At 72.1% G+C, this 23640-nt stretch carries 19 protein-coding genes and 1 pseudogene; 9 read left to right on the top strand and 11 right to left on the bottom strand.

Annotated elements, in window-relative coordinates:
• Nucleotides 1-13: 13 nt before the first annotated feature.
• The 3 genes from WMF45_RS08965 to WMF45_RS08955 are packed head-to-tail and all read right to left on the bottom strand — an operon-like array spanning nucleotide 14 to nucleotide 3325.
• The gene (locus WMF45_RS08965; protein ID WP_012234230.1) at nucleotides 14-550 is read right to left on the bottom strand and encodes a chemotaxis protein CheW; all 537 of its coding nucleotides are present in this window, start codon (nucleotides 548-550) and stop codon (nucleotides 14-16) included.
• Nucleotides 543-2807: a chemotaxis protein CheA gene (locus tag WMF45_RS08960; RefSeq protein WP_437716521.1), complete on the bottom strand. Its 2265-nt coding sequence runs from the start codon at nucleotides 2805-2807 to the stop codon at nucleotides 543-545. The genes WMF45_RS08965 and WMF45_RS08960 overlap by 8 nt, the downstream gene beginning before the upstream one ends.
• Entirely contained in the window at nucleotides 2807-3325 is a 519-nt protein-coding gene (locus WMF45_RS08955; RefSeq protein WP_437716520.1) for a response regulator, read from the bottom strand. Before WMF45_RS08955 ends, WMF45_RS08960 begins: the two co-directional genes overlap by 1 nt.
• A 352-nt stretch (nucleotides 3326-3677) precedes the next feature.
• Here WMF45_RS08955 and WMF45_RS08950 point away from each other — a divergent pair, with 352 nt between their 5' ends.
• From WMF45_RS08950 to WMF45_RS08940, 3 genes are all read left to right on the top strand, one after another.
• Nucleotides 3678-4784 carry a VWA domain-containing protein gene (locus WMF45_RS08950; RefSeq protein WP_437716519.1) on the top strand — a complete coding sequence of 369 codons (1107 nt, stop codon included), beginning with the start codon at nucleotides 3678-3680 and terminating at the stop codon, nucleotides 4782-4784.
• 82 nt (nucleotides 4785-4866) lie between these two features.
• Nucleotides 4867-7644: a CHAT domain-containing protein gene (locus WMF45_RS08945; protein WP_437716518.1), complete on the top strand. Its 2778-nt coding sequence runs from the start codon at nucleotides 4867-4869 to the stop codon at nucleotides 7642-7644.
• 45 nt (nucleotides 7645-7689) lie between these two features.
• A complete protein-coding gene (locus tag WMF45_RS08940; RefSeq protein WP_437716517.1) occupies nucleotides 7690-7935 on the top strand; it encodes a hypothetical protein in 246 nt (81 codons plus the stop codon).
• A gap of 5 nt (nucleotides 7936-7940) precedes the next feature.
• Here WMF45_RS08940 and WMF45_RS08935 read toward each other — a convergent pair whose 3' ends face one another.
• Entirely contained in the window at nucleotides 7941-8075 is a 135-nt protein-coding gene (locus WMF45_RS08935; RefSeq protein ID WP_437716516.1) for a hypothetical protein, read from the bottom strand.
• Between the two features lie 287 nt (nucleotides 8076-8362).
• Between WMF45_RS08935 and WMF45_RS08930 the strand changes: the two genes are divergently transcribed.
• Nucleotides 8363-8803, top strand: a complete 441-nt coding sequence (locus tag WMF45_RS08930) for a hypothetical protein (protein ID WP_437716515.1) — start codon at nucleotides 8363-8365, stop codon at nucleotides 8801-8803.
• An 18-nt stretch (nucleotides 8804-8821) separates the two neighbouring features.
• Here WMF45_RS08930 and WMF45_RS08925 read toward each other — a convergent pair whose 3' ends face one another.
• Complete coding sequence (locus WMF45_RS08925) at nucleotides 8822-9211, bottom strand: HNH endonuclease (protein ID WP_437719513.1); 390 nt, start codon at nucleotides 9209-9211, stop codon at nucleotides 8822-8824.
• 14 nt (nucleotides 9212-9225) lie between these two features.
• On the bottom strand, nucleotides 9226-9441 hold the full coding sequence (locus WMF45_RS08920; protein ID WP_437280616.1) for a hypothetical protein: 216 nt from the start codon (nucleotides 9439-9441) through the stop codon (nucleotides 9226-9228).
• A 32-nt stretch (nucleotides 9442-9473) separates the two neighbouring features.
• Between WMF45_RS08920 and WMF45_RS08915 the strand changes: the two genes are divergently transcribed.
• Nucleotides 9474-10049: a site-specific integrase gene (locus WMF45_RS08915; protein WP_437716514.1), complete on the top strand. Its 576-nt coding sequence runs from the start codon at nucleotides 9474-9476 to the stop codon at nucleotides 10047-10049.
• Nucleotides 10050-10370: 321 nt separating this feature from the next.
• A complete protein-coding gene (locus WMF45_RS08910) occupies nucleotides 10371-11309 on the top strand; it encodes a hypothetical protein (RefSeq protein WP_437716513.1) in 939 nt (312 codons plus the stop codon).
• A 28-nt stretch (nucleotides 11310-11337) separates the two neighbouring features.
• Here the strand turns inward: WMF45_RS08910 and WMF45_RS08905 are convergent.
• Both WMF45_RS08905 and WMF45_RS08900 read right to left on the bottom strand, forming a co-directional pair.
• A pseudogene (locus WMF45_RS08905) lies at nucleotides 11338-11622 on the bottom strand (Uma2 family endonuclease); the annotation flags it as partial.
• Nucleotides 11623-11682: 60 nt separating this feature from the next.
• The gene (locus WMF45_RS08900; RefSeq protein WP_437716512.1) at nucleotides 11683-12015 is read right to left on the bottom strand and encodes an RNA polymerase sigma factor; all 333 of its coding nucleotides are present in this window, start codon (nucleotides 12013-12015) and stop codon (nucleotides 11683-11685) included.
• Nucleotides 12016-12292: 277 nt separating this feature from the next.
• Between WMF45_RS08900 and WMF45_RS08895 the strand changes: the two genes are divergently transcribed.
• The gene (locus WMF45_RS08895; protein ID WP_437716511.1) at nucleotides 12293-13444 is read left to right on the top strand and encodes a hypothetical protein; all 1152 of its coding nucleotides are present in this window, start codon (nucleotides 12293-12295) and stop codon (nucleotides 13442-13444) included.
• Nucleotides 13445-13576: 132 nt separating this feature from the next.
• Here the strand turns inward: WMF45_RS08895 and WMF45_RS08890 are convergent, their stop codons facing one another.
• Entirely contained in the window at nucleotides 13577-17275 is a 3699-nt protein-coding gene (locus WMF45_RS08890; RefSeq protein WP_437716510.1) for a serine/threonine-protein kinase, read from the bottom strand.
• Nucleotides 17276-17363: 88 nt separating this feature from the next.
• Entirely contained in the window at nucleotides 17364-17696 is a 333-nt protein-coding gene (locus WMF45_RS08885) for a hypothetical protein (RefSeq protein WP_437716509.1), read from the bottom strand.
• A gap of 382 nt (nucleotides 17697-18078) precedes the next feature.
• Here WMF45_RS08885 and WMF45_RS08880 point away from each other — a divergent pair, with 382 nt between their 5' ends.
• Nucleotides 18079-18900 (top strand): hypothetical protein, encoded by an 822-nt coding sequence (locus WMF45_RS08880; protein WP_437716508.1) that lies wholly within the window; start codon nucleotides 18079-18081, stop codon nucleotides 18898-18900.
• A gap of 473 nt (nucleotides 18901-19373) precedes the next feature.
• On the top strand, nucleotides 19374-19649 hold the full coding sequence (locus tag WMF45_RS08875) for a hypothetical protein (protein WP_437716507.1): 276 nt from the start codon (nucleotides 19374-19376) through the stop codon (nucleotides 19647-19649).
• A 36-nt stretch (nucleotides 19650-19685) separates the two neighbouring features.
• Here WMF45_RS08875 and WMF45_RS08870 read toward each other — a convergent pair whose 3' ends face one another.
• Nucleotides 19686-23150, bottom strand: coding sequence for a nitric oxide synthase oxygenase (locus WMF45_RS08870; RefSeq protein WP_437716506.1), 3465 nt, complete (start codon nucleotides 23148-23150; stop codon nucleotides 19686-19688).
• Between the last annotated feature and the right edge of the window lie 490 nt (nucleotides 23151-23640).

Raw genomic sequence — 23640 nt, 5'->3', positions numbered from 1 at the left:
GACGAATCGTCCGTTAGGACGCGAGTATGGCCTGCAGGTCGAGCAGGATGATGACGCGCGGCTGCGCCTCGCCCTGGGTGCCATCCGACGCGCTCGCCCCGTGCATGGGCCGGGCGATGCCGGCGATGTAACCCGCCACGTCCCCCCCGAGCGCCGTCGCGGCGTGCTCGATCTCGGCGTCGGCGAGCCGGTAGACCTGCTGGACCTCGTCGACGAAGAGGCCGAGCGTCTCGCCGTTCGCCGCGTCGACGAGCAGGATGCGCGCCCGCCGCTGCGCCGCGCTCTCGTGCAGCCGCATCCGCCGCCGCAGGTCGATGACGGTGACGAGCTGCCCGCGCACGCTGACGATGCCCATCGTCGAGTCCGGCGCCCGCGGCACCGGGGTGAGCGGGGGCGGCTTCAGGATCTCGCGCACGAGCGAGACGGGCGCGGCGTAGGTGTCGCCCGCGAGCGTGAACGCGAGGTACTCGGTCCGCGGGCCGCTCGCCTGCGCACGCGAGTTCCGCTTCGAGACCGGTATCCGGGCGGGCCTTCGGGTGAGGTTAGCCATGGGTGCTCCGCGGATCGTTGCGCTGCCGGTCCCCGCCGTGGAGGATCTCCTCGATGAGCGCGGGGGCGTCGAGGACGAGCGCGATGCGCTGGTCGCCGAGCTCGGTGGCGCCGGAGAAGCCGCGCACCGAGGAGAGCGACGGGCCGAGCGCCTTGATCACGACGTCCTGCTGCCCGATGAGCGTGCTCACGACGAGGCCCAGCCTGCGCGCGCCGACCGACGCGACGACGATGTACTTGCGCTTGCTCCCCCCCTGGAGCCCGAGCGTCGAGCGGCCGCCGTCGCCCCGGCGCCCGCCGCCCACCGCGGCGCGCGCCGCCGAGCCGCCGCGCGCGCCGCCGAGCAGGCCGGCGATGCGCGCGCTGAGCTCCTCCTCCTCGTTCAGGCCGAAGAGCCGCGCCAGGTAGCAGAGCTGGAGCGTGCTGTTGCGCAGCGTGATCATCTCGCGGCCGTCGATCTGGCGCACCGTGGCCTCGTCGAGCGCGACCGCCTCCTGCACGTTGGTCAGCGGGATCGCGAACAGCCGGTCGGCGACCCGGACGATGAGCGCGCTGATGATCGCGAGCGTGATCGGCAGCGTGACCGTCATCTTGGTGCCGATGCCGGGCTCGCTGTGCACGTCGATGACGCCGCCGAGCTTGCTGATGTTCGTCTTCACGACGTCCATCCCGACGCCGCGCCCGGAGATCTCGCTGACGTCGGTCTTGGTCGAGATGCCCGGCTGGAAGATGAGGTTCAGCACCTCGCGGTAGCTCGTCGTCCGCGCGTCCTCCGGCGTCATGACGCCGCGGCGCAGGGCGGCGTCGAGCAGCTTGTCGACGTCGATGCCCTTGCCGTCGTCCTCGATCTCGATGACGACGTGGTTGCCCTTCTGGAAGGCGTTCAGCGCGATCGTGCCGACCGCCGGCTTGCCCACCGCCTCGCGCATGCTCTTCGACTCGATGCCGTGGTCGATGGCGTTGCGCATCATGTGCATCAGCGGGTCGCTCAGCTCCTCGACGATGAGCTTGTCGACCTCGGTCTCGGCGCCCGTGATGACGAGGTTCACGAGCTTGTCGGCGTCGCGGCTGATCTGGCGGACGACGCGCGCGAGCTTGTCGAAGACCTGCCCGAGCGGGACCATCCGGACCTCGAGGATGCCCGCCTGCATCTGGGCGAGGTGCCGGTCGAACGTGCGCTGGAGCCTGTGGAGATCGAGCGAGAGCTCGCGCTCGGTGGGCGCCGCGCGGAGCCGCTCGACGAGGCGGCCGAGCGCGGAGCGGACGAGGGCGAGCTCGCCGACGATGTTCATCAGCCGGTCGAGCTTGTGGATGTCGACCCGCACCGTCTGCGCGACGGAGCGGATGGAGCTGAGCTCCCCCTTGCGGTTGCCGCGCGCGCTCGACGGCGGGCTCGCCGCCGACATCGAGCCGGTCAGGTCGACGGCCCGCGACACGCCGGTCGGCGCGCCGCCCCGGAGCGCCGCGGACATCGACGGCATGCCCGGCGGGGCGACCCGGCCGTGGCCGTTGTTGTTGCGCCGCGGGATCTCCTCGACGGCGGCGCCGGCCTGGTGCAGCGCGCGCTGGAGCTCCTCGAGCGGCGCGCGCGAGGCCATCAGGATGTCGAGCTCGATCGAGTCCTGATCCGCGCCCGCGCCGGTCGGCAGGTAGGTGATGATCTCGCCGTACGGCTTCGCGGTGATCTTCAGGTCGTCGAGGGCCTGATCGATCGTGGCGAGGTGGAACTGCACGCGGAGCCGGAACAGGGTCATCCCGCTCGCGATGTTCGTGCGCAGCCGGTGCTCTTCGTACTCGGTGAGCACGGAGAGCAGCCCCGGATCGAGATCGTAGTTGTCGTCGGGGAGGCCGGCCGCGCTCGGGCCTGCGTCCTGGTGCAGCTGGCGCAGGAGGTCGTCGACCTCGGGCATCGGCGCCTCGCGCCCGTCCTTCTCGTTCTGGAGGATGCGCCCGTAGAGCTCGACGCTGCGGAACAGGAGGTCGAGGACCGACGCGCTGATCTCGATGCGGCCGAGGCGGAGGTTGTCGAGCAGCTCCTCGAGCTCGTGCGAGAGGGTGGCCATCCGGGTCGCGCCGAAGAGCCCGGCGAGCCCCTTCAGGGTGTGCACGGCGCGGAAGACGTCGTTGATGACGTCGGGGTCGACCTTGTTGGTCCGCACCGCCTCGTCGAGCGCGAGGAGGTCGCGCCCGAGCCCCTCGACGATCTCCTGCGCTTCCGAGAAGAACTCTTCGCGCGCCCGATCGCCGCCGTCGACCATCAGCCGCCGCCTCCCTCGCCGGAGCCGGGATGCTTCGTGCGGGCCGCGGGCTCCTCCGCGCGCGGGGAGGCAGCGGAGGCGCGATCGTCGACGCCGTCGGCGGACGGGGAGGCGCCGGCCTGCGGCGCCTCGGCCCGCGCCGCGAGGCTCGCGACCACCGCGTCGCGCAGGGCCTCCGGCGTGAACGGCTTCGGGAGGAAGCGGTCGGCGCCGAGGCGGAGCCCGCGCTGGATGTCTCGCTCGGTCGCCTGCGTGGAGATGATGAGGATCGCGACGTGCCGGTAGCGGTCGCTCTGCCGGACGAAGCGGATCACCTCGAGCCCGTTGATGTCGGGCATGTTGATGTCGGTGATCACGAGGTCGAACGCGCCGCGCGGCAGGAGCCGGAGCGCGTCGAAGCCGTTCACGGCCTCCACGATGTCGACGTCGCCCGCGAGCCCCAGCACGCGGTCCTCCAGCGTCGAGCGGATGTACGCTCGCATTGCCGGCGAGTCCTCGACGATCAGGATGCGTGCCATGCGGCGACAGGGTAACGGAAATCGGCCCGGGGAGACCAACTCGCTGAGCGCCCGGGGGCGACGCGCGCGGTTTTCGACGCGCGCGGGGCTATGTACGGCGGTCTCCCTCCCGGAGTAAACCAGCGCGAGCGCCTCCCTGCACGATCGGCGAGGCGACCGCGCGGGCCGCGCGCCTGGCGAGGCCACGCAGGGCCGCCGCGCGCGGCGCGGCCGGCGCCTCGGGGTGTGGGGTGCCGCCCTCCCCCGCCGGCGCGGCCGCGCGGCCGTGCCCGCCCGGCGGGGCGGCCGCGGGGAGGGGCCGCCTGCGGCAGCGAATTGACATCGCGGCGTCCGATGCGCGCTAATCGCGCGCGTGAAAATCCTCCTTTGTTCTCCAGCGTTCCGGATCCTGCTCGCCGCCCTGTTCGCTCTGTCGAGCGTGGCGTGCGGCGGCGGGCTGCGGGTGACCCGGATCAACTCCGCCCAGAAGAAGCCGAACAACGTCTGGGTGTTCTTCAGCGTCGATGCCGGCGAGGACGAGCCGGTGGGCGGCCTCACGGCCGAGGACTTCGAGATCTACGAGGACGGCGAGATCGTCTCGAAGTTCGAGAGCAAGCAGACCATCCAGAACCCCGAGGTCGCGGCGGTCATGTACACGATGCTGCTCGTCGACATGAGCGGCAGCATCACCGAGTCGGGTCAGGCCGACGCCCTCGTCGACGCCGCGCAGTCGTTCAGCGATCGGGTGGGCAAGAGCCAGAAGGTCGGCGTCTACGCGTTCGACGGCGAGGTAAAAATCCACTCGGTGGTGCCGTTCACCGAGGCGCAGGGCTCGGTCGAGGGCGGGCTCGAGGGGCTCCGGAGCTACAAGCCGAAGGACACGTCGACGAACCTCCACGGCGGCGTGGTGGAGGGCATCCGGGAGCTCAAGAAGCAGCTCGACAAGGACCGTCGTCCCCTCAAGTTCGGCACGCTCGTCGTCTTCTCGGACGGCACCGATCGCGCGAACCGCGTGAGCCGCGAGGACATGCTGAACGAGCTCAAGAAGGAAGAGTACGAGAACTACCAGATCTTCGTCGTCGGCGTCGGCGCCGAGATCGAGAAGGCGCGCCTCGACGAGATCGGGCGCGACGGGACGGAGCTCGCGGCGGACCAGGCGAAGGTCAAGGAGTCGTTCGACAAGATCGCGGCGAAGATCGAGGCGCACATGAAGCGCTTCTACCTGCTCTCGTACTGCACGCCGGCGCGCGCGGGGGAGCACGAGGTGGAGATCAAGGCGATCCGGAAGGATCCGTCGGCCTCGGGGTCGCTCGCGTGGAAGTTCAACGCCGACGGGTTCGGGCCGCCGCCGGAGTGCGATCCCAACACCCCGCCGTCGTTCGAGCTGAAGGCGGCCGTGCCCGCGGACGACAGCGGCGGCGGCGCGGGCGGGAAGGCGAGCTTCAAGGCGAACGCCAACGTGAAGGTCGAGGCGAAGTGAGCTGCGCCGCGGCCGCGCGAGGCGGCCGCGACGCCGTTCCAGCGGCTCGCCGCGCCCCGCGGCGGGCCTGATCGAGTGGCTGATGCGCAGCAAAGCATCCCCCTGCTCCGCGATGCCGCCCCTCCGCCCCGCGCGCGGCGCCCGCCGCCGCGCCGGGCTCCTCTCGCTCGCCGTGGCGGCGCTCGTCTCGGCGGCCCGGCCCGCGCCGATCGCGGCGCAGCCGAGCCCCGCCGACCAGGCGAGCGAGGACCTCGCCGCGGCCCACGCGCGCTGGAGAGCGGCCGTCGAGAGAGACGATCTGGCCGAGGGCGCCGCCCTCGCCGACAGGTACTTTGCGCTGCTGGAGGGCACCTCCGGGCTCGACAGCGAGCTCGCGCATTTCTACCTCGGCTACGGCGACTACGCGCGCGCCGAGGCGCTGCTGGTGCGGGGGCTGACGCGCGAGCAGCCCTCCTTCAACGACGAGGGGATGCTCTATGCCCGGCTCGGCAACGTCTACCTGGACCTCGGGGACCTCCAGAGCGCCGAGGAGCTCCTGAAGCGAGCGCAGCCGCTCCTCCAGGGCTGGGGCGAGTTCTACGCCGTCGACTCGCTCGCGCGGCTGTACCTGGAGCGACGCGCGCTGCGCTCCTTTGCGGAGGCGCTCGACAGGCTGCGCGTGATCCTCAGGGAGGCCACCGGCGGCTCGGGGTGGGCCTACGCGATCCCGGATCTGCGCGCCGCGCAGCTCTCCTTGCGGCGCGGGCAGGTCGAGGAGGCCGAGCGGCGCCTCCTCGCGCTGCGCCCGCGGCTCGAGCCCGCGCTGCCGGCGCAGAGCGCGGTGCGCGCCGATCTGCTGGAGGAGCTCGGCGTGCTCTTCACCCGCAAAGGCGATCCCGGGGCGGAGGCGCTGCTCCTCCAGGCGCTGGTGATCCGCGAGCGGGTCTTCGCGCCGGATCACCCGGCCATCGTCCGCGCGCTCGGGCACCTCGCGAACCTGTACGTCGCGCAGGGCCGGACCGCCGTCGCCGTGCGGACGCGCGAGCGGGCCGCCGGCCTCCAGGACCGGAGCGCCCGGGCCAACCTGGCGAGGGGCTCCGAGCGGCAGAAGCGCCTGTACATGGGCCTCGTCCAGCGCGACACCGACGCGACCCTCTCGCTGCACCTCCAGGGTGCCCCGCGCGACCAGGCCGCGGCGCGGCTCGCCCTGCGGTCGATCCTCCGGCGCAAGGGGCTCGCGCTCGACGCCATCGCCGAGAGCTTCGCGTCGCTGCGGCGGAGCCTCGACGCCGAGGGCCGGGCGCTCCTCGGCGCCCTCACGCAGCTCGACGCGAGGCTGTCCACCGCGATCACGCGCGGCCCGATCGACCTCCCCGCCGAGGAGCACCAGCGCGAGGTGCAGCAGCTCGAGGCCGAGCGCCAGGGGCTCGAGTTCCAGCTCGCCGCGCGGACGCGCGCCGCGCGCCCGGCGGACGCGAAGGAGCCGCCGATCACCGTCGAGGGCGTGCAGGCGGCGATCCCGGACGGGGCGGCGCTCGTCGAGATCGTCCAGTACCGGCCCCACGACCCGTTCGGGCCGCCGGTGAGGCCCACGTGGGGCAAGCCTCGCTACGCGGCCTATGTCGTCGGGCGGCGCGGGGACGTAACGGGGGTGGATCTCGGCGACGCCGACGCCATCGACGCGGCGGCCGCGGAGCTCTCGCGGGACCTCTCGAACCCGGAGCGAGACCCCCGGGAGAGCGCGCGCCGCCTCGACGCGCTCGTGATGCAGCCGATCCGGGGCGCCCTCGGCCCCGCGCGCTGGGTCCTCCTCAGCCCGGACGGCGCGCTGAACCTCGTGCCGTTCGCCGCGCTCGTCGACGAGGAGGGCGGCTATCTCATCGAGCGCGCCTCGTTCACCTACCTGACCAGCGGGCGAGATCTGCTGCGCGCCGCGGCGCCGCAGGCCGGAGCGCCGCGTGGAAGCGTGCTGGTCGTCGCCGATCCCGCGTTCGGCAGCCTCTCGGAGCTCGCGCCGGACGACGACGCCACGCGCGGCCTGCGCTCCGCCGAGCTGGCCGGTGCGCGCTTCCCGCCCCTGCCGGGCACGGAGCGCGAGGCGGAGGCGGTGCGGAGCGCGCTGGCCAGCGCCACGGTGCTGACCGGCCCGTCGGCCACCGAGGAGGCCATCAAGCGGGCGCAGCGGCCGCGCGTGCTGCACATCGCGACGCACGGCTTCTTCCTCCCGGACCAGGGCTCTCCGGCCGATCCGGCGAGCACCCGCGGCGCCGCGATCGAAGGCCCCGCCTGGAGCGAAAACCCGCTCCTTCGCTCGGGGCTGGCGCTGGCAGGGGCCAACGCGCGGCGGAGCAGCTCGGACGAGGACGACGGCATCCTGACCGCGCTCGAGATCTCCTCGCTGGACCTCCACGGGACCCAGCTCGTGGTGCTCTCGGCTTGCGAGACCGGCCTCGGCGAGGTGCCGCGCGGCGACGGGGTCTACGGGCTGCGCCGCGCGCTGCTCCTCGCCGGGGCGGAGACGCAGGTGATGAGCCTGTGGAAGGTCGGCGACATGGCGACGCGGGATCTCATGACGTCGTACTACGCGGCGCTCGCGCGCGGCGGAGGGCGCAGCGAGGCGCTGCGGTCGGCGCAGCTCCAGATCCGGCGTGAGCGCCCGCACCCGCACGCGTGGGCCGGCTTCATCACCTCCGGCGAGGGCGCCGCGCTCGACGGCAGGCAGGTCGCGCCGGCCTTCCCGCGCGTGGCGACGAGCCCGCGCGGGTGCGCCTGCGCGGCCGGCGAGGGCGGCCCGAGCGCTCCGCCCGCGCTCGCCGCGCTCGCCGCGGCGCTCGTCCTGGCCGCGCGGAAGCGCTGGCCCCGCAGGGCTGGGAATTGGTAGACGTCGACGCCGGAGCCCACCCATCGCGGGCTCGTGGAGGTCTGCATGCGTCGATCGGCGATCGTTCTGGTGCTCCCCGTCCTGACCTGGATGCTCTCTGCCTGCGGAGGCGCGCAGGCGCCCGAGCAGCCCGCCGCGAAAGAGGGCGAGGCCGAGATCTGCCCCACGGGCGATCCCAGCGTGCAGCCGTGCCCAGAGGGCTGCGTGTGGGACGAGAAGGTCCAGAAGTGCAACAAGGACCGCGGCATCATCGTGCACTACAACCCGGGCACGACGGCCCCCAAGCCGTGAGGTGATCATCCCCCGTCGAGCCACGCCGCCATCTCCGGCAGTAGGCCTCGCAACAGGCCGATGACGCGCGGGCTCGACGCGCGCACCTCCTCGACGAGCCGCCGGCGCTCCGCCTCGATCTTGCCGAGGACTTTCTCCACGCTCGGCGAGGCCCGCCACTTCGGTGTGCCGCGCCACACTTCCTCGCGCTGCGATCTGGCTTCCTTCTACCTACGCGCTCAAGCCGCCTTGACGGAGGCGACCCGTCGCTCTCTTCTTCTGCCGTGTCAGCGAGATCTTCCACGAGAGCGCATGTATGCAAGAACCGATGACCCGGGGCTCTCTGATACTCAATGCAGCAGCCTACTCGGACGTGCTGTGTGACGAGGCTGGGGTCCGCCCGGTTCGTCACGGGCTCTCTCAGGACCTCAGGAGGGCGCTGGCCACCATGTCCAGCGCGGCGTGGTACCCTCGCGCTTACTACGTCGAGGTGCTGCGCGGCATCGTCCAGGTCCACAACGAGCCATCGCAGAGCTACCTGGACGTCGTAAGGTGCGGCCGGACGGTCTTCGAGAAGGAAGCGAACACCTTGATGAAGCTGCTTCTCAGGGGGATGAGCGCTCGGCTCTTCCTCCGGAAGTTCCCCGACTTCTGGGCGCAGGATATGGTGGGCGGGGCGCTGCGGGTCGATTGCTCGCAGCTCGAGCGGAACGAGGTGACGCTGCTCGTGACCGAGGTCGCAGGGTTCGAGCACCTCGGACCGCTGTGCGCCGGTTTCGCCGGCCGCGCGCTGGAGCAGGTGACCGGCAAGCAGGTCGACGCGATCCAGACGGGCTGGTCGTTCGACGAGCCAGACGCGGATGAGATCACGTTGCGCTTCTCGTGGTGAGCGCGCCGACGCGCCGACTCACGGGTATCGGTTTCGGCGCAAGAGCAACGCACGCAGGCGAACTCGGTCCTCACCATTCATGTCCAGGAGCTGGACTGTGGCGCGCCCCTCGGCCGTCAACGCTTGAATCGTACCCTCAATCGCGACCGCGAAGTGCTCGCGCCAAGATTGATGCCTGGGATGATACAGTGCCACGAGGATCCCAGTCGTTGGATCAATGGAGGCGATGTTAGGCCCCTTCTTCAGATTACAATGGATGCAGCAGAGACACAGATTGGCAACATCGTCGGAGCCACGATGCTGCCTCCCGATGATGTGATCGACCTGATGGGGGAGGATTGAAGCTTCTTGAGGAATCCGGCAGTACTCACACGCGCCCTGGGCGCGCCGCTGTACCGTCTCCCGCACATCGTTCGAGAGCTTCACGAAGCCGCGCGCATCGTCCAGAACTCCTCGGCCTCGAGCTTGAGGAGGCTGAGCCTGTCGTTCAAGCGGACGATCTCTGCGTACTCCCTTTGCTCCTCCGGGGTGAGCGCGCCTTCGGTGCTCTTCCGAGCGAGCTCCTCGACGCGTGGGGAGAGATCTCTGCTGACGGCATCGAGCGCCGCCTCAAGCTGTTCGAGGGTTCGCCTTTCCATGATGTTCTCCGTTCGACGTCGACACGAAGAGCATGCCATCCCTCCGCCGTCGCCTCAAGCTCTGCCGGCTACACGGGCGAAGCAGCTCCACGCCCGCGGGCCGCACGGCCCGGCGCACGGCCCGGCGCACGACCCGCAGCAGAATCCACCCCGTGCGCAAGCGGCGCGGACGCCTGGCTTCGCGGAGCCGTTGCTTACGCCTGTCAGCGTCATCGGGCAGAGCTCGCCGAGTGCCGATGAGGGCCAGCGCGGGTCCGACGAACCGGCCCTGCGCACGCAGGACCATCCACATGCCCTTCATCGAAGCCGTACGCGCCACCCTACGACGCCTGCATTGCTCTCCGCGCACCGAAGAGGCAATCGTCCACTGGCTCCGGCAATTCATCCGCTTCCACAGCGACAAGCACCCATGGCAGATGGGCGCGGAAGAGGACACGGCTTTCGTTGACGAGCTTGCAGTCGCACGCCGCGGCATCCACGCAGAACCAAGCGCTGTGCGCGCTCTTCTTCCTTTACACGCGGGTTCTCGACCTGCGGATACCCCGGCTCGAAGCGCTCGAACGCGCACGCCGGCCGGAGCACCTCCCCTCGGTCCTCTCGCGGCATGAGACGCTTCACCGAACGCGGCGAGCTCCTTCAGCGCGGCCGGGTCGGCTCCGGACAGGAAGGGCAACATCACGACGTCGTGCCGGAGCTCCGCGCCGTCCGCGTAGACCACGACGGCCGCGAGCGCCGCAGGCGGGCCCCTGTCGCACGGGCATGACACCCGGCGTCGCGCCTGCGTGACAGCGTCACGACGTTGTTCCACGTCGCCCACGTCGCTCGCTCCTGATGGGCTGAAATCCGGGCGATCCGCGCCGTGCGCGCACAGGTACGGCCAATGCACTGCCCGGAATGCGCAGGGGACCTCACCAGAAATGGAGGCGAGTATGTTGAACGATAGGCGCGTTCCGGGTGTTTTCGTCGCAGCCACGCTGCTCGCGGCAGGCTGCGCGGTCGAGGCGGGCGACGCGGGGCAGGTCTCGGAGGAGGCGTCCGCGAGCCAGGCCTCGCATGGTTTCGGACGGGAGACGCCCGAGGAGAGCGCCGGCGACCAGCCCGCTCGGGCCATCGACAGGATCGAGAGCAAGGTGCTGAATCGATTCGTGGTGCCGCGCGTCGGGACGGTATCGCTGATCGACGAGGATCCGAGCAGCGCGGCGCCCCAGATCGGCGTCCTCGTCGTCTCTTCGCCCGAGGACGACAGGCTCATGCCGCTCGTCCACGAGGACGGGACCGAGATCACGCCGCTCGAGGTTCTGCTGAGCGCCGACGCCTCGGCCGACGTCGCGCCGCGGCTCTTCGAACAGCACGTCTCGATCGCCGGCGGGACACGGATGCTCTCCGTGGTCTACGACGCGGGGCCGGAGGTGACCGCCGGGAACTGCGCAGCGGCGTCGTGGCAGAGCTACTTCGACAATGCGGCGGTCTCGTTCGGCGGCGTGGACGATTCCGAGCACCTCCCGAGCATGACCACGTCGTTGCCGAGCTGGACGGCGAGCGGCTACCTGGGCAAATACTCGCGCATCGTCGCGGGGGCGTGCTTCGTCAGCCAGGGCGACGGCAACGACGACCTGTCGGTGAAGATGGAAAGGCGCGTCGGCGGAAGCTGGCAGACCGTGAGTGGAACCCAGGTCACGCTCAATACGACGATCAACGGCGGTAAGGATCGCTATCTTTACCTGAGCGGCTCGTATTGTTATGACCACGAACGCCGCATCACCGTCGCGGGGCGCCCCCCGGGTGGCATCTACCCGCCGGACAAGTTCCACCTCTCGGGCGCGTGGGGAGGGCAGGCGAACGGCTGCTGGATCGAGTCGGGCGGCTGACGCGCGCCCGCTCCTACGCCTTCCGCGGTCACCTCGCCCAGAGCACCGAGAGATCGAGCTCGACGGCGTCGAATGGCTCGACGCGGACGCGGGCGGTGTCGCGGTGGACGACCGCGGGCCCCCAGCGGCGATCCGCGCCGAGCACGTACACCTCCAGCGTCCGCTGGATGGGGTCGACCAGCCACGCGTACCGCACGCCCTCGCGCGCATAGATCGGCATCTTCTCGTCGCGGTCGACGTCCTCGGTGGAGGCGCTCAGGACCTCGCAGATCCAGTCCGGGGCGAGCGCGAAGTACGCCGTCTCGGGCAGCTCCATGACGGAAGCCTGCCCGTGGGCGGGCAGCGGGGCAAGGCGTTCAGGTCCGCCCGTCGCTCACCCTCGCCGCGGCCGCAGCGCCCTGATCAGTGCATCGATCCCGCGGGAGCGCCACCTGGAAGCCGTGCTGACCGGCGCGTCTTGCTGCTCGGCCACGTCCTCAATCAACATCTCGAAGATGTCGTGGGCAACGATCACGTCGCCCTCGTGCGCGGGTAGCTGGTGCAGCGCCTCGAGGAAGGCAAGGCGCCGCTCCTCGCGCTCGAGGGCCTGATCAGGAGTCGGTGCCTCGTGCTCGGCGCTCGGTGGGGTCGCGACGATCTCCTCGCGTTGCACCCGGGCACTTTCGAGGTGATGGCGGACCGTGTCGCCCGAGAAGATCCGTGGCATCCGCAAGTAGCATCGGCGCCTCACGCGGCGAGCTCCGCCGCGACAGCCACAAGGAGCTGGCCGTCGACCCCTCCTCGCCTCGCTCCAGCGGGCCGCCCCCGGGCCCCTGGCCCGCTTGGTACCCGTCGCGCCGCGAGGGTCGCGCGCGTCGCTCGCTCGACCTGGGCCGCGCTCCCGGGGGCCGACCTGCTCGACGACGACCCCGTACGCGTTTGACGCGACGCCCCGGCGGTGGTCCGATACCCAATCAGGCACGTCGAGTAGAACGGAGGTCCGCATGCGAATCGCGGTCATTGGAGACTCGATCCTCTGGGGGCAGGGGCTTCGCCCCGAGGAGAAGATCGCCGCGCGGGTGGCGGCGGTGCTGAGCGATCGGCCGGGGACTCCCTCGGTGGAGGTGCGAAGCTTCGCGCATAGCGGCGCGGACGTCTGGAACGACGGGGAGGGCGACATCGACATCATCCTCCCGATCCCGAGGCGCCTCGGCCCAATGGACGGCGTTCCCTCGGCCGACCTCCGGAATGTGCAGGTGCCCTGCCCGGAGCCGGCGGAGCGAGAGGAGCTCGGCGAGATACCGCGCGAGGTCCCCTACACGCTCAATCAAGTCGACCGCGCTGCGCTGGAGCTCGCGGCGACCCCGCCGGACGTGGTGCTCCTCGACGCGGGCATCAACGACGTGAACGTGACCAACATCGTGCTGCCCTTCAAGTCGCGCCGCGCCCTCAAGGAACGCACCCGGTCCATGGGCGACCGCGTCCGGTGCCTCCTTGAGCACGTACACGCAGCCTTCCCTTCGAGCCGGATCGTGCTCACGGGCTATTACCAGATCGTCACCGAGCACAGCGACGTGGCGGCCCTGATACGCTACGCCGCGGGGCTGCTCACGCATTTCGAGGAGTGGTGGCGTCCAGAATACAACGTCTCCGCGTCCGCGACGGCCGTCTTCGCGGCGGCGACGCTGCTCGAGAACAAGCGCGAGCTGCTCGCGGCCGAGGTCGGCCCGGCAGCCATCCTCTCCAGCGGGGTGGAGCGCGTCAGGGCGATCGGGCCGCAGGTGAGCCTCGGCGATCTGCTGATCGAGCCGCTGCGCGCGAAGCTCGTGGGGCTGTCCCGGGTGTTCGCGGAGACAGCGGAGCACGTCCTGCGCGAGCAGGTCGAGGCGTTCAACGCACTGCCCGGCAGGCGCGCGTCGCTGGCGCTGCCCTCCATTCCGCCGCAGCACGCCATCCAGACAGCCGACCCCTGGTTGTTCGGCCTCGACGATCGGCTCGTGCCCCAGGACCCGCTCGTCGCCGTCCGGCGCGGCCTCTGCGACCGATTCGGCGTGCCCCTCCATACTCGCTTCTTGTGGGAGCGCGCTTCGGTGGGGCACCCGAACGCCCGCGGCGCCCGCGCCTATGCGGACGCCATCCTCGCTCAGCTCGTCTGAACCGTCACACCGTCAGGAGCCACCGGGCCGCGACGCAGAAGACGCGGCTCTCGGGTGATGTCTTCGTCTTCATCGGTCGGACGCGGAAGAGAGCCAAGGCGCTGTGCTTCGATGGCACGAGCCTGTGCATGATCACCCCCCGTCGAGCCACGCCGCCATCTCCGGCAGCAGGCCCCGCAGGAGGCCGATGACGCGCGGGCTCGACGCGCGCACCTCCCCGACGAGCCGCCGGCGCTCCGCCTCGAGCTTGCCGAGCTGCGCGCGGCGCAGCGCCGCCCAGAGGCGCGCGCCGGCGGCGATGCTGTCGTCGCCGTGCTCCTCGGCCACGCGCCGGGCCTCCACCGCGTCCTCGAGGGCCTCCCCCACCCGCTCCAGCTCCCAGTGGATCTCGGCGCGCCGGAGCAGCGTCAGCGCGTGGTATCGGTCCCCCCGCGCCCGCTGGAGCTGCTCGGCCTGATCCGCGCTCTCCAGCGCGGCGGCGGGGCGGCCCGCCCGCGTGAGCGCCGCCGCCAGGAGCGAGAGCGCCGCCGCGCGGAGCGCGGGGTCGCCGTCCTGCGCCGCGAGCTCCGCGGTCCGCCGCGCGACCTCCGCCGCCTCGGCGGCGCGCCCCTCGCGCATCAGGAAGGCCGAGAGGTTCTGCAGGAGCAGCCGGAGCTGGCCCCGCATCCCCTGCTGCTCGGCCTCGGCGACGAGCCTGCGCAGCCGGTCGATCGCCACGCCGGTCCGCCCGAGCTCGGCCTCGAGCACCGCGAGATCGCCCCCGATGTGGACCCTGTGCCACGCCGAGGCCAGCGGCGCCGCGATGGCGAGCGCGCGCTGGAGATCGCGCTCCAGCAGCTCGTGATCGCGGCGGTTCTGCGCGTAGTTCAGCTCGCACCGGAGCACGCGGGCCGCGAGCTCGGCCGCGGGGCCCGCGCCCGCCGCGAGCTCCACCGCCTCGCCCGCGAGCTCCATCGCGCGATCCGCGGCGACCCCCGCCCCGGCGGCGACCCCCGCGAGCGCCATCCGCGCCTCGCAGCGGAGCGCGGCCTCGCCGAGCGCGTCCGCGTCGGCGAGCAGCCCCGGATCGTCGGCCCCCGCCTCGCTGAGCCCGCGCGCCACCTCGAGCCGGTGGATGCGCCGGCGCACGTCGAGCGGCCCGCCGCGCGCCACGACGGCGTGCTCCGGGAGGCGCGCGAGCCGCCGGCTCGCCTCCTCGAGCTTCCGCCCCTGGATGAGCGCCCGGACCGCGTCGATCTCGAGGCCGGCGCGCGCCTCGGGATCCGCCGCGAGCGCGGCCAGCCGATCCGCGAACGCCGCCGCCTCCTCGAAGAGCCCCGCGGCGGCCGCCTCGGCCATCGCGCGGCCGAGCCAGCGGCGCGCCTCGGCCACGGCGCCGAGCCGCTCGTAGCCCGCGCCGAGCAGCCCCGCGTCCACGCGCCCCTGCGCGCCCTCCGCGAGCGCGTCGAGCAGCGCCCGGTGCAGCCGCTGGAACCACGGCCGCCGCTGCGTCAGGTGGAGCGCCGCCTGCCGCAGCATCTCCTGCGGGAAGCTGTACTCCTGCGCGTCGCCGGAGGCCGTCAGCACGCCCGACCCGCCGAGCGCCTCGAGCGCCGCCTCGGCGCGCTCGTCGTCCCCCACGACGCGCAGGAGCACGTCGACGCCGAGCCCGCCGCCGCAGAGCGCCACCGCGGCGAGGGTCCGCAGGGCGCTGCGCTCGGCGGCGCTGTCGGCAGCGAACGAGGCCACCCGGGCCTCGAGCAGATCGGCCACGCCGGGGACCTCTCCCCGCAGGGCCCGGTCGTCCGCGGCGCAGAGGGTCCCGTCGCGGAGCGCCAGGGCGCCGCTCTCGTGCCACGCCATGAGCGCGTGCACGATGTAGAAGGGCACGCCTCCGGACGTCGCGACAACGGCCCGCTCCAGCGCGGGCGCGAGCGGGGCAAGCGGGGCAACAAGCGCCGCGGCCCCGCCCTGCGTGGCCTCCGGATGCAGGCCGCGGCCCACCGCCTGCGCGAGCTCGGCGGCGGCCTCGGGGTCGAGCGGCGCGAGGCCGAGGTAGGTCACCCCGGGACACACCCGCGCGCGCACCTCGCCCAGCAGGGCGCGCAGGGGCGCCGGCCGGCTCGGCTCGCTGCGCGCGGCCGCCATCACGAGCAGCCGGCCCTGCCCCTCCGCGGCGGCGCGCCGCAGGAGCAGCTTGATCAGCTCCAGCGTCGCCGCGTCTGCCCACTGCAGATCGTCGACGAGGAGCAGCAGCGGCTCGCGGGCGCTCGCCCGCAGCAGCGCGTCCTCGATGGCCTCGACCGTGTGCGCGACCTCGTCCGCGGAGGGGAGCAGCGCCGGAGACAGCGCCCGCTCCAGCGCCGCGGGGAGGGCGCGGAGCTCGGGGAGATCGCTCTCGCCGAGCTCCTCGGCGGCGCGGCGCAGCGGATAGAACGGGCTCCGCCTCTCGGGCAGGCACCGGAGCCGGACGACGTGGCGCAGGTCCCATCCGGTGCGCTCGACCGCCGCATCGAGCAGCCGGCTGCGACCGATCCCCTGGTGGCCGCCCACCACGATCCCGCGCACGCGGCCCTCCTGCGCGGCCTGCGCGGCGCGCGCGATCGCGTCGAGCTCGGCTCGCCGCCCGAGGATCGGCGGCCGGCCGTCGGGCGGGGGCCGCACGGGACGGTCCTCCGGCGGCGGACGCGCGGGGCGATTCTCCGGCGACGGCCGCGCGGGGCGGTCCTCGGGCGGCGGCCGCGAGAACCGGTCGGACCCGCGAAGTGGCGGCTGCGACCCTTCCTTGCTCCCTGGCGGGGCGAGCTCCGGATCGAGCGCGGCGAGGATGCGATCGAGCTCGCGCGCGACCTGATCGGCGTGCCGGGGGCGGCTCTGAGGATCCAGGGCGACCAGCGTCGCCGTGAGGCCAGAGAGGAGGCCGGTCGCCGTCGTCGGATCGGGCACGAGCGCCTCGAGCGGGGGAGCCGGTCGCCGCGGCACGAGGAGCCAGTGCGCGGGATCCCCGCTGCGCTGCTCGATCTCGGCGGGGAGGCTGCCGGTCCTCAGGCGGAAGATCAGGACGCCGAGCGCGTAGAGATCGCTGGCGGGCGTGGCGGACTGGCCGACGGCACACTCTGGCGCGATGTAGCCGGGTGTGCCCGCGAGCACGGAGCCCAGCTCCCGGACGGGGCCGGCGACCGCGGGCACGCTCAAGGTCATGGTCGCGCCCGCCGGCTCCTCGGCCAGCACCGTGCCGGAGTATCCGTCGACCGCCACGGTGGGCGGCGGCCCGGTGGGGGCGGCGAGCCCCCGCTCGACCCAGCTCCGCGCGTTTCCCCCGGAGATCCCGAAATCGATCAGCTTGTAGACGCCCGAGCCGCGGACGACGTTGGCGGGCTTGACGTCCCGATGGACGAGCCCGGCGGTGTGCACAGCGGAGAGCGCCCAGGCGACGGCGGACGCCGCTTCGAGGACGACGCGCTCGGGGAGGCGGCCTGCCTCGCGAGACAGCTCATCGAGGCTCGTGCCGGCCACATACTCCATCACCAGGCCGACCACGCCGAGGGCGTCGTCGCGCTGGAACGAATAGAACCGCACCACGTTCGGGTGCTCGACCCGGCAGAGCGCCTGCGCCTCGTCGAGAACCGTGTCTCGCCAGGCGGCCGTCGCGTCGGGGGAGCCCGCGAGCTGCTCGGGTACGAAGAAGAGCTTGATGGCGACGTCGCGGAGCTTCCTGCCTTCGTAGATCTCCTCGGCGAGCCAGACCGGCGCGAACCCACCGCTGCCGAGCTGCCGGACGAGCCGGAAGGGACCGAGGCGGGCGCCCTGCCCGAGCGGGGCTCCGGAGGGATTCGGCGACGAGCTGGGCATCCGCCGCCGAGCATATCCTAGCCACCCCGGCGCTCCCGAGGGAACCGGTCGCACACGCTCTCCCTCGTCCGCTCGTGCGCGGGCGCCGTCAGGGCACGATCTCGCGGACGCTGCCCTTCTTGTACAGGAGCCCGTCGGAGCCCACCCCGTCGCTCCGGAAATAGACGCTGATGTTGGGCTTGCCGGTCTCCGAGCCCTCCCGGGTCGGCTCCCGCGTGAGCTTCATTGCGGGATCGATGCCCGGCCGACAGGGCTCGCCTCCCACGCCGAAGTCGGTCCCCTTGTCGACGTGCTCGTGGATCTTCACCCACGTGCCTCCGCTCGCGCCGTCGGTCTCGTCGATCCAGAGCTCCTGCTTCACATCGCCGTTCGGCAGGTCGTAGACGAGCTGCTTGTACCCGATCCATACCTGCTCCGGCATGCCGCCTTCCCAGTACGTCTTGCCGAGGATGGCCGAGGAGGCGGGGTGATTCGTCTCCTTCTCGAAATCGATCTTGCCGTCGTAGCCATGCTCTCAGCGCATCCGCGAGGCCATTGACGGCGAGATCCCGGCTGCAACGTACCTGCCAGGTGCTTACGGAGACAGCTCGGTTTCAGTTCGAGAATTGCACCTTTCATCGTGCTTCAAGCGGCGGCATTGCGGTGGTCGTGCTCGGAGGGCGATCGGTGAGGTTGCCGCCTGCACGCGACATTGGCTGCAGCGCTCCCGGTCTGCTACCTCCCGCAACACGATGGGTCAGCCGGACCTGTTTGCGAAGCGGACGTTTGCCGAAGAGACAGAGCGGGTCACGGCTGGAGCTGTGATGTGGCAAGATCCGCCCGAGATACGGCTGGAGAAGGTACAGACCGACGGCCTGCTCGCGATTCGCCGCCCGGGGCTCCTCGCACGGCTGCCGCCCCCGTGGCCGGCGGCGCAGGCGTACGAGGAAATCGTGGTGGAGCTGAAGCTCGCGGGGGACCATCTGGACATGAGCGCGGTGGAGCGGGCCCTGCTTCGGCGGCAGGCCAGGCAGGTGCAGCGGGTCGAGGAGCGGGCTCCGTCCTGGCCGGGTGAAACGCCGCTCTGGCTGGCGGCGCCGCACGTTCCGGAGTGGCTGAGGCAGGCGCGCCATCCGGTTCGCTTCGCTCCTGGCTGCTACGCGGTGGAGCCGCTGGGGCGCTGCTTCGTGTGGGTGGCGGCGAACGAGCTCCCGCTGCGGGACGAGCTGGTGCCGTTCCTTGTCGCCCGTTCGGGGCAGCCGCTCGACGAGTTCGCCCGCTGGGTGGCGCCGCGCCGGCCGCTTGAGTGGGTGCTGTCCATGCTACAGTACCTGCCCATGTCGACGACAGCCCGTGAGGAGCTCCTGTGGCGGTTCGCCAGGACCGGCGATCCCGAGATCGACGCGCGCCAGGACCGCATCCTGGAAGTCCTGCTCACGGCCAATCCCAAGATGAAGCAGCGTCTGGTCGACGAAGGTCGCCTCGACGAGGCGCGCGCGGCCCTACGCCGCGTGCTCGCGCACCGGCAGTTCGCGCTCACCGCGGAGGATGCGGCGCGCATCGAGGCGTGCACCGACCTCGCGACCCTGGAGAGGTGGCTCGGTCAGGCGCTCGCGGCGTCCAGCGCAGAGCAGGCCCTGCGCTGAGCGCCGCCGCGGGCGCACCTCAGCACCGGAACGGCCGCGGCAGCACACCGCGGCCGGACCGGTGACCCCCAGCTTCGATGAGCACCATGAGCTGCGAGCGGAGGCCAGGCTCCGATCAGGATCTGCGCGATGTCGTCATTCCGTGCCCCTTCTAGCCACCTCCCCATATCACATGCCAGCGCGATAGACGCGCCATCTGCGTGCGTTGCCCGCGAGCCAGAGCAGGAGTAGGCCGATATTCGCTGGAAGACGCAGAGCGTCTCGATCCATGGCGACACAGAGAATCAGCACTTCGAGAGAACAGAAAGACCAGCGCTCCGGCTCTCCGCTCCTCTCCTGCCGTGTCTCTGCGGCTCGACGGCCCACGCGCTGGCCCGAGTCCCCAGTTCCAGCAGGATTGCGCCTCCGGAGCGCGCGCCCTAGAAAACCCTCAACTGCATCGCTCTGCGGGGCGGTGTGCCAAGGGGGGAACCATGAAGAATACGCTCGGCGCGCTGATCCTCGGCGCGCTCTCGCTGTCCGCCGTGCTGTCCAGCAGTGATGTGGCGCAAGCCCAGGACAGGGGTCGTCCGCCACGCGGCTCGTATCTCCAGACGTGCAGGAACGTCCGGACGGAGCGAGGCACGCTGTTCGCCCGCTGCGAGGATCGGAGGGGCCACTTCCACAATACACGGATGGTGGACTGGAGGAGGTGCAGAGGAGACATCGAGAACGACAACGGCCGGCTCCGCTGCGGCCGCGGCCGCTGACGCGCGCAGCCGCCGGAGCAGGGCGCCTTCCCCACCCTAGTCCTTCGACGGCTTCCACGGATCGTCCTGATACAGGTAGTTCGGCTTCAGGATCTTGTTCTCCATGTTGGTGTGGAACACCGCCATGGTCGACGCCGACATCGGCGGGACGATCCACGTCCAGTCCGCATACACCGGGCGCTCGCACTGCCGCTCCTGCTGCTCGAACTTCTTGAAGTACTCCGAGAGCGTGTGGTGGTCCATCATCCGCACCTTGGCCTGCCGGAACGAGTGCAGCACCGCGACGTTCAGCTCGACCAGCGCGGCGTCCTGCCAGAGCGTGTCGCTGCGCGTCCGGTCCAGCCCGAGGCGATCCGCGATGAGCGGCAGCTGGTCGTACCGCGTCACGTCGCTCAGGTTGCGCGCGCCGATCTCGGTGCCCATGTAAAAGCCGTTGAACGGCGCCGCCGTGTACTGGATCCCGCCGAGATCGAGGGCCAGGTTGGAGACCGCCGGCAGCGCGTGCCACTTCAGCCCGAGCTCGGCGAACCACGCATACCGCGGGTGCTCGATCGGCACCTCGAGCACCTTCTCCCGCGGCAGCTCGAACCACTTCGGCCGGCCGTCGCCGATCTGGATGATCAGCGGCAGCAGATCGAAGCGCGTCCGCTCCCCGCCCGGCCAGCCCAGCGCGAGCGCCTGGTCCGTCAGCTCCACGTTCCCCGGATCGCCGAGGACGCCGCCCTCCGGGAGCCGGTAGCCCGCATAGCGGACCAGCTGGCCGTTCCAGATGCGGATCCGCGGCTCACCCGGCCTGAACACCGTCATGGTCGCCCGGACGTCGCCCCCGTTGGTCGCCAGATCGAGGTGCTCGACAAGCGCCTGGAAGATCTCCTCCTCCGTCTTCAGGTGGCGCAGGTCGCGCACGTGGAGCGTCGACCAGAAGAAGCGCCCGATGCAGCGCGAGCTGTTGCGCCACGCGAGCCGGGCGCCATAGGCGAGCTCGTCGGGCAAGTGCGTGTACGTCCCGTGCTTCTCCAGGCTCGCCCGCACCTCCTGCCAGCGCTCGTCCGCCGCCGAGGGCACCCCGAGCTCCGCGTAGCACTGGCGCAGGAACGCCTCGGCCTCGGTCGGCACCGCCTCGGGCGCGGTGGGGGTCACGTGAAACGACCCGTGCTCGACCGGACACACGCCGCCAGCCGCCCGCGCCGCGCCGGCGCGCCGGAGCGGCGTCGGGCGGACCTCGCCGGCGGTGTCGACGTTCGAGCTGAACAGCTCCCGCTGGATGGCGTCCGGCGGCCAGCCCACCGCGCGCAGGTGCTCCTGCGCGTCGCGCATGAAGGCATCGGGACCGCACACGAGCGCCAGCGATCCCGGCCGGTAAGGATACAGCTCGGCCACCTGCTCCCTGGACAGCCGCCCCTCCGCCTTCGTCGCGCGCAGGCGAAACGCGACGCCGGGCGTACGACCGGCGATCGCCCGCAGATCCTCCTCGAAATAGGCGAAATCCGCGGCGCGCGACGCCGACCAGTCGAGGAGGAAGGCCCGCGCGTCGGGGCGGCCGGCCGTGCCGTCGAGCGCCCGCAGCATCGCCATCGCCGGCGTGACGCCGATCCCGCCCGCGAGGAACACCACCCGCTCCACCGGCGGCGCCGGAAGGACGAAGCTGCCCTTCGGCGCCGACGCCCGCAGCAGCGAGGCCGCGGCGCGCTCGCACAGCCACCGCGAGAACACCCCGAGCTCCTCGCGCTTCACCGTGATCTCGTAGTCGCCGCCGGCGCGCGCCGGCGCCGAGAGCGTGTACGCGCGCGCCACCCAGCGCCGATCGAGGTACCCCTGCACGAGGACGTGCTGCCCGGGCACCGACGCCGCCGGCGCGCCGCCGACCGGCGAGAGCGTGATCTGGAAGATCCCGGGGGAGAGCTCCCGCGCGGCCTTCACCTCGGCCTGCTGCAGGCTCGATCCACCGAACATCTCGGCGACCGCGGGGGCGCAGCCGCCGCAGATCTGGCCCGCCCGCGTCCGCTCCGACAGCTCGGCGGGCGTCGCGCACCCGGCCTCGATGAGGCTCGTGATCTGCCCGCGCTTGAGCCCGGCGCAGTTGCACACGACCTCGTTCGGCTCGAACAGCGCCGCGGGCTGGTCGATCTTCAGCTCACCGAGCTCCCGGAACGTCGTGAGCTGCCAGCCGGGCAGCGGGCCGCGCGCCATGAGCAGCCGCATCGCCGAGGGGAGATCGTTCCATTCCCCCTCGACGTGCAGCCCCGTGAGCTGCCCGCTCGACAGGAGCAGCGCGCGGCGCTTGTCGCGATCCCCGCACGGCACCCACCGGAGGCTCTCCATGGGCGCGTCGAGCCACCGCGCCGAGACGCCGCTCCCGTCGAGCGCGCGGGAGAGCGACAGGATGCGGCCGCCGCTGTCGACGATCTTCGAGATCGCGGCCTCCTTGCCGGCCAGGGCGCCCATCGCGGCGCCGCTCTCGACGACCCCCTCGCGCCGGGAGAGCAGCCCCTGCCCGGGCAGGAGGTGGACGTTGACGAAATCGAGCGCGTGCCGCTCGGCCCAGGCGTCGACGCTCGCGGGCGGCAGCTCGAGCCAGGCCTCGTCGGACCCGCGGACGTCCGCGGGGATCCCCTCCCTGGCCAGGCTCGCCCAGCCCTCGATCAGCGCCTCGGCCGCCGCCTTCCGCAGGCCCGCCTGGACGAGCGCCGCCGCGGCCCGATCGGCCGGCGTGTCCACGTACCGGAGCTCGAACGGGTCCTCGCGCAGCAGCTGCTGGACCAGGTTGTCGAGCCGCCCCCGCAGCCCGGCGGTGAACTCCTCGAAGTCGACGGTCCCGTCCCCTGTCGTGTCCGCGGCCAGGAGCAGCGCCTTCGCCTCGTCGGCCCGCATCCCGAGGCCGGTGAGGTACGGCAGGAGCTCATCCTCGCTGAGCTTGCGGTCGTGGTCGCGATCGATCTCCTCGAACCGGCGCCAGGCGAAGCGCTCGCTCATCAGGCCGGCGCGGAGGCCGCGGGAGAGCGCGGCCGCCACCTCGGCGCCCGAGCACGCGGCGGGGCCGCAGACGACGGGCGCCGGCGCGCCGGGCTGCTCGAGCGCGCGGATCGCCCTGCGTGCCACGTCCGCGGGCGCCACCCAGGGCAACGCGCCGCCGCCGAGCGGCAGCGGCAGCGTGCGACGGAGCCGGATGTCCTCGCGCCAGAGGTTGAGCGCGCTCAGCAGAGGTCCGTGCCAGACCGTGGTCACCGCCTGGCCGGAGGCGCGCACGGACGCCTCGGCGTCGCGGATCTGCTGCCCCACCCGGCTCGAGGGAGGGAAGTACGGCGCCACCCAGAGGAGGTGCGACGCGCCCACCTCCCTCGCCGACGCGAGGAAGGTCCGCGCGGCCACGAGCGGATAGGCGAGATCCGCGGTGCCCATCACGAGCGCGATGGCCGGCTTTGCCGGCTCGATCGGCAGCGACTGGAGGAAGGAGGCGAGGTCGTTTCTGGGCTCGGAACAGACGATCTTGAGGAAGCTCATGGTGCTCGGCAGGGGCATCCGCGGAGGAGCGCAACCGCCCTCGCCGCCGCCAGGCGGCGTCGACCGCCAGGCGGCGTCGAGGGCTGCGCGCAGGCGCGGAGCGCTCCGCGCCAGGATACGGCGCATCACCCGGCCGGCCGAAACCCGAAAACGCCCGCGCGATCCAGCACACACCGCCGCACCCAGGCCACCCAGGTGCGTGCGGCGTCGGGGGATCCCTTGTTTTGCCTGAAGGAGATCCGTCTGCGCGTAACAATCTGCCTCATGGGGCACTTTGGTGCGCCGGCCTGCGCTGTCACCGCGGCCCGGTACGGCGCTGACGCGTCCGCCGCTCGACGTTCCCGCCGCCGATAGCCGCGTGGCGCCACCGAGACCTCACCCGCTCGCCCCGGGCCGACGGGCGAGCGCGCTCCGCTGTATTCGCGGGAAATCCGACGTGAAGGGAGAGCAGGCGAACGAGCGTGCGGACACCGATCGCGCGCTCGAGCTC

It is taken from the genome of Sorangium sp. So ce448, assembly GCF_051520915.1.
GTDB classification, from domain to species: Bacteria; Myxococcota_A; Polyangia; order Polyangiales; family Polyangiaceae; genus Sorangium; species Sorangium cellulosum_B.
This window is presented reverse-complemented; position numbering and strand designations above follow the sequence as displayed.

Coding starts and splice junctions, on each gene's coding strand:
- WMF45_RS08870 (WP_437716506.1), bottom strand. CDS start 23,150: ATGAGCTTCCTCAAGATCGTCTGTTCCGAGCCCAGAAACGACCTCGCC.
- WMF45_RS08900 (WP_437716512.1), bottom strand. CDS start 12,015: ATGCCACGGATCTTCTCGGGCGACACGGTCCGCCATCACCTCGAAAGT.
- WMF45_RS08955 (WP_437716520.1), bottom strand. CDS start 3,325: ATGGCACGCATCCTGATCGTCGAGGACTCGCCGGCAATGCGAGCGTAC.
- WMF45_RS08960 (WP_437716521.1), bottom strand. CDS start 2,807: ATGGTCGACGGCGGCGATCGGGCGCGCGAAGAGTTCTTCTCGGAAGCG.
- WMF45_RS08965 (WP_012234230.1), bottom strand. CDS start 550: ATGGCTAACCTCACCCGAAGGCCCGCCCGGATACCGGTCTCGAAGCGG.
- WMF45_RS08895 (WP_437716511.1), top strand. CDS start 12,293: ATGCGAATCGCGGTCATTGGAGACTCGATCCTCTGGGGGCAGGGGCTT.
- WMF45_RS08945 (WP_437716518.1), top strand. CDS start 4,867: ATGCGCAGCAAAGCATCCCCCTGCTCCGCGATGCCGCCCCTCCGCCCC.
- WMF45_RS08875 (WP_437716507.1), top strand. CDS start 19,374: ATGAAGAATACGCTCGGCGCGCTGATCCTCGGCGCGCTCTCGCTGTCC.
- WMF45_RS08930 (WP_437716515.1), top strand. CDS start 8,363: ATGTCCAGCGCGGCGTGGTACCCTCGCGCTTACTACGTCGAGGTGCTG.
- WMF45_RS08915 (WP_437716514.1), top strand. CDS start 9,474: ATGCCATCCCTCCGCCGTCGCCTCAAGCTCTGCCGGCTACACGGGCGA.
- WMF45_RS08910 (WP_437716513.1), top strand. CDS start 10,371: ATGTTGAACGATAGGCGCGTTCCGGGTGTTTTCGTCGCAGCCACGCTG.
- WMF45_RS08940 (WP_437716517.1), top strand. CDS start 7,690: ATGCGTCGATCGGCGATCGTTCTGGTGCTCCCCGTCCTGACCTGGATG.
- WMF45_RS08885 (WP_437716509.1), bottom strand. CDS start 17,696: ATGCCGGAGCAGGTATGGATCGGGTACAAGCAGCTCGTCTACGACCTG.
- WMF45_RS08920 (WP_437280616.1), bottom strand. CDS start 9,441: ATGGAAAGGCGAACCCTCGAACAGCTTGAGGCGGCGCTCGATGCCGTC.
- WMF45_RS08880 (WP_437716508.1), top strand. CDS start 18,079: ATGTGGCAAGATCCGCCCGAGATACGGCTGGAGAAGGTACAGACCGAC.
- WMF45_RS08890 (WP_437716510.1), bottom strand. CDS start 17,275: ATGCCCAGCTCGTCGCCGAATCCCTCCGGAGCCCCGCTCGGGCAGGGC.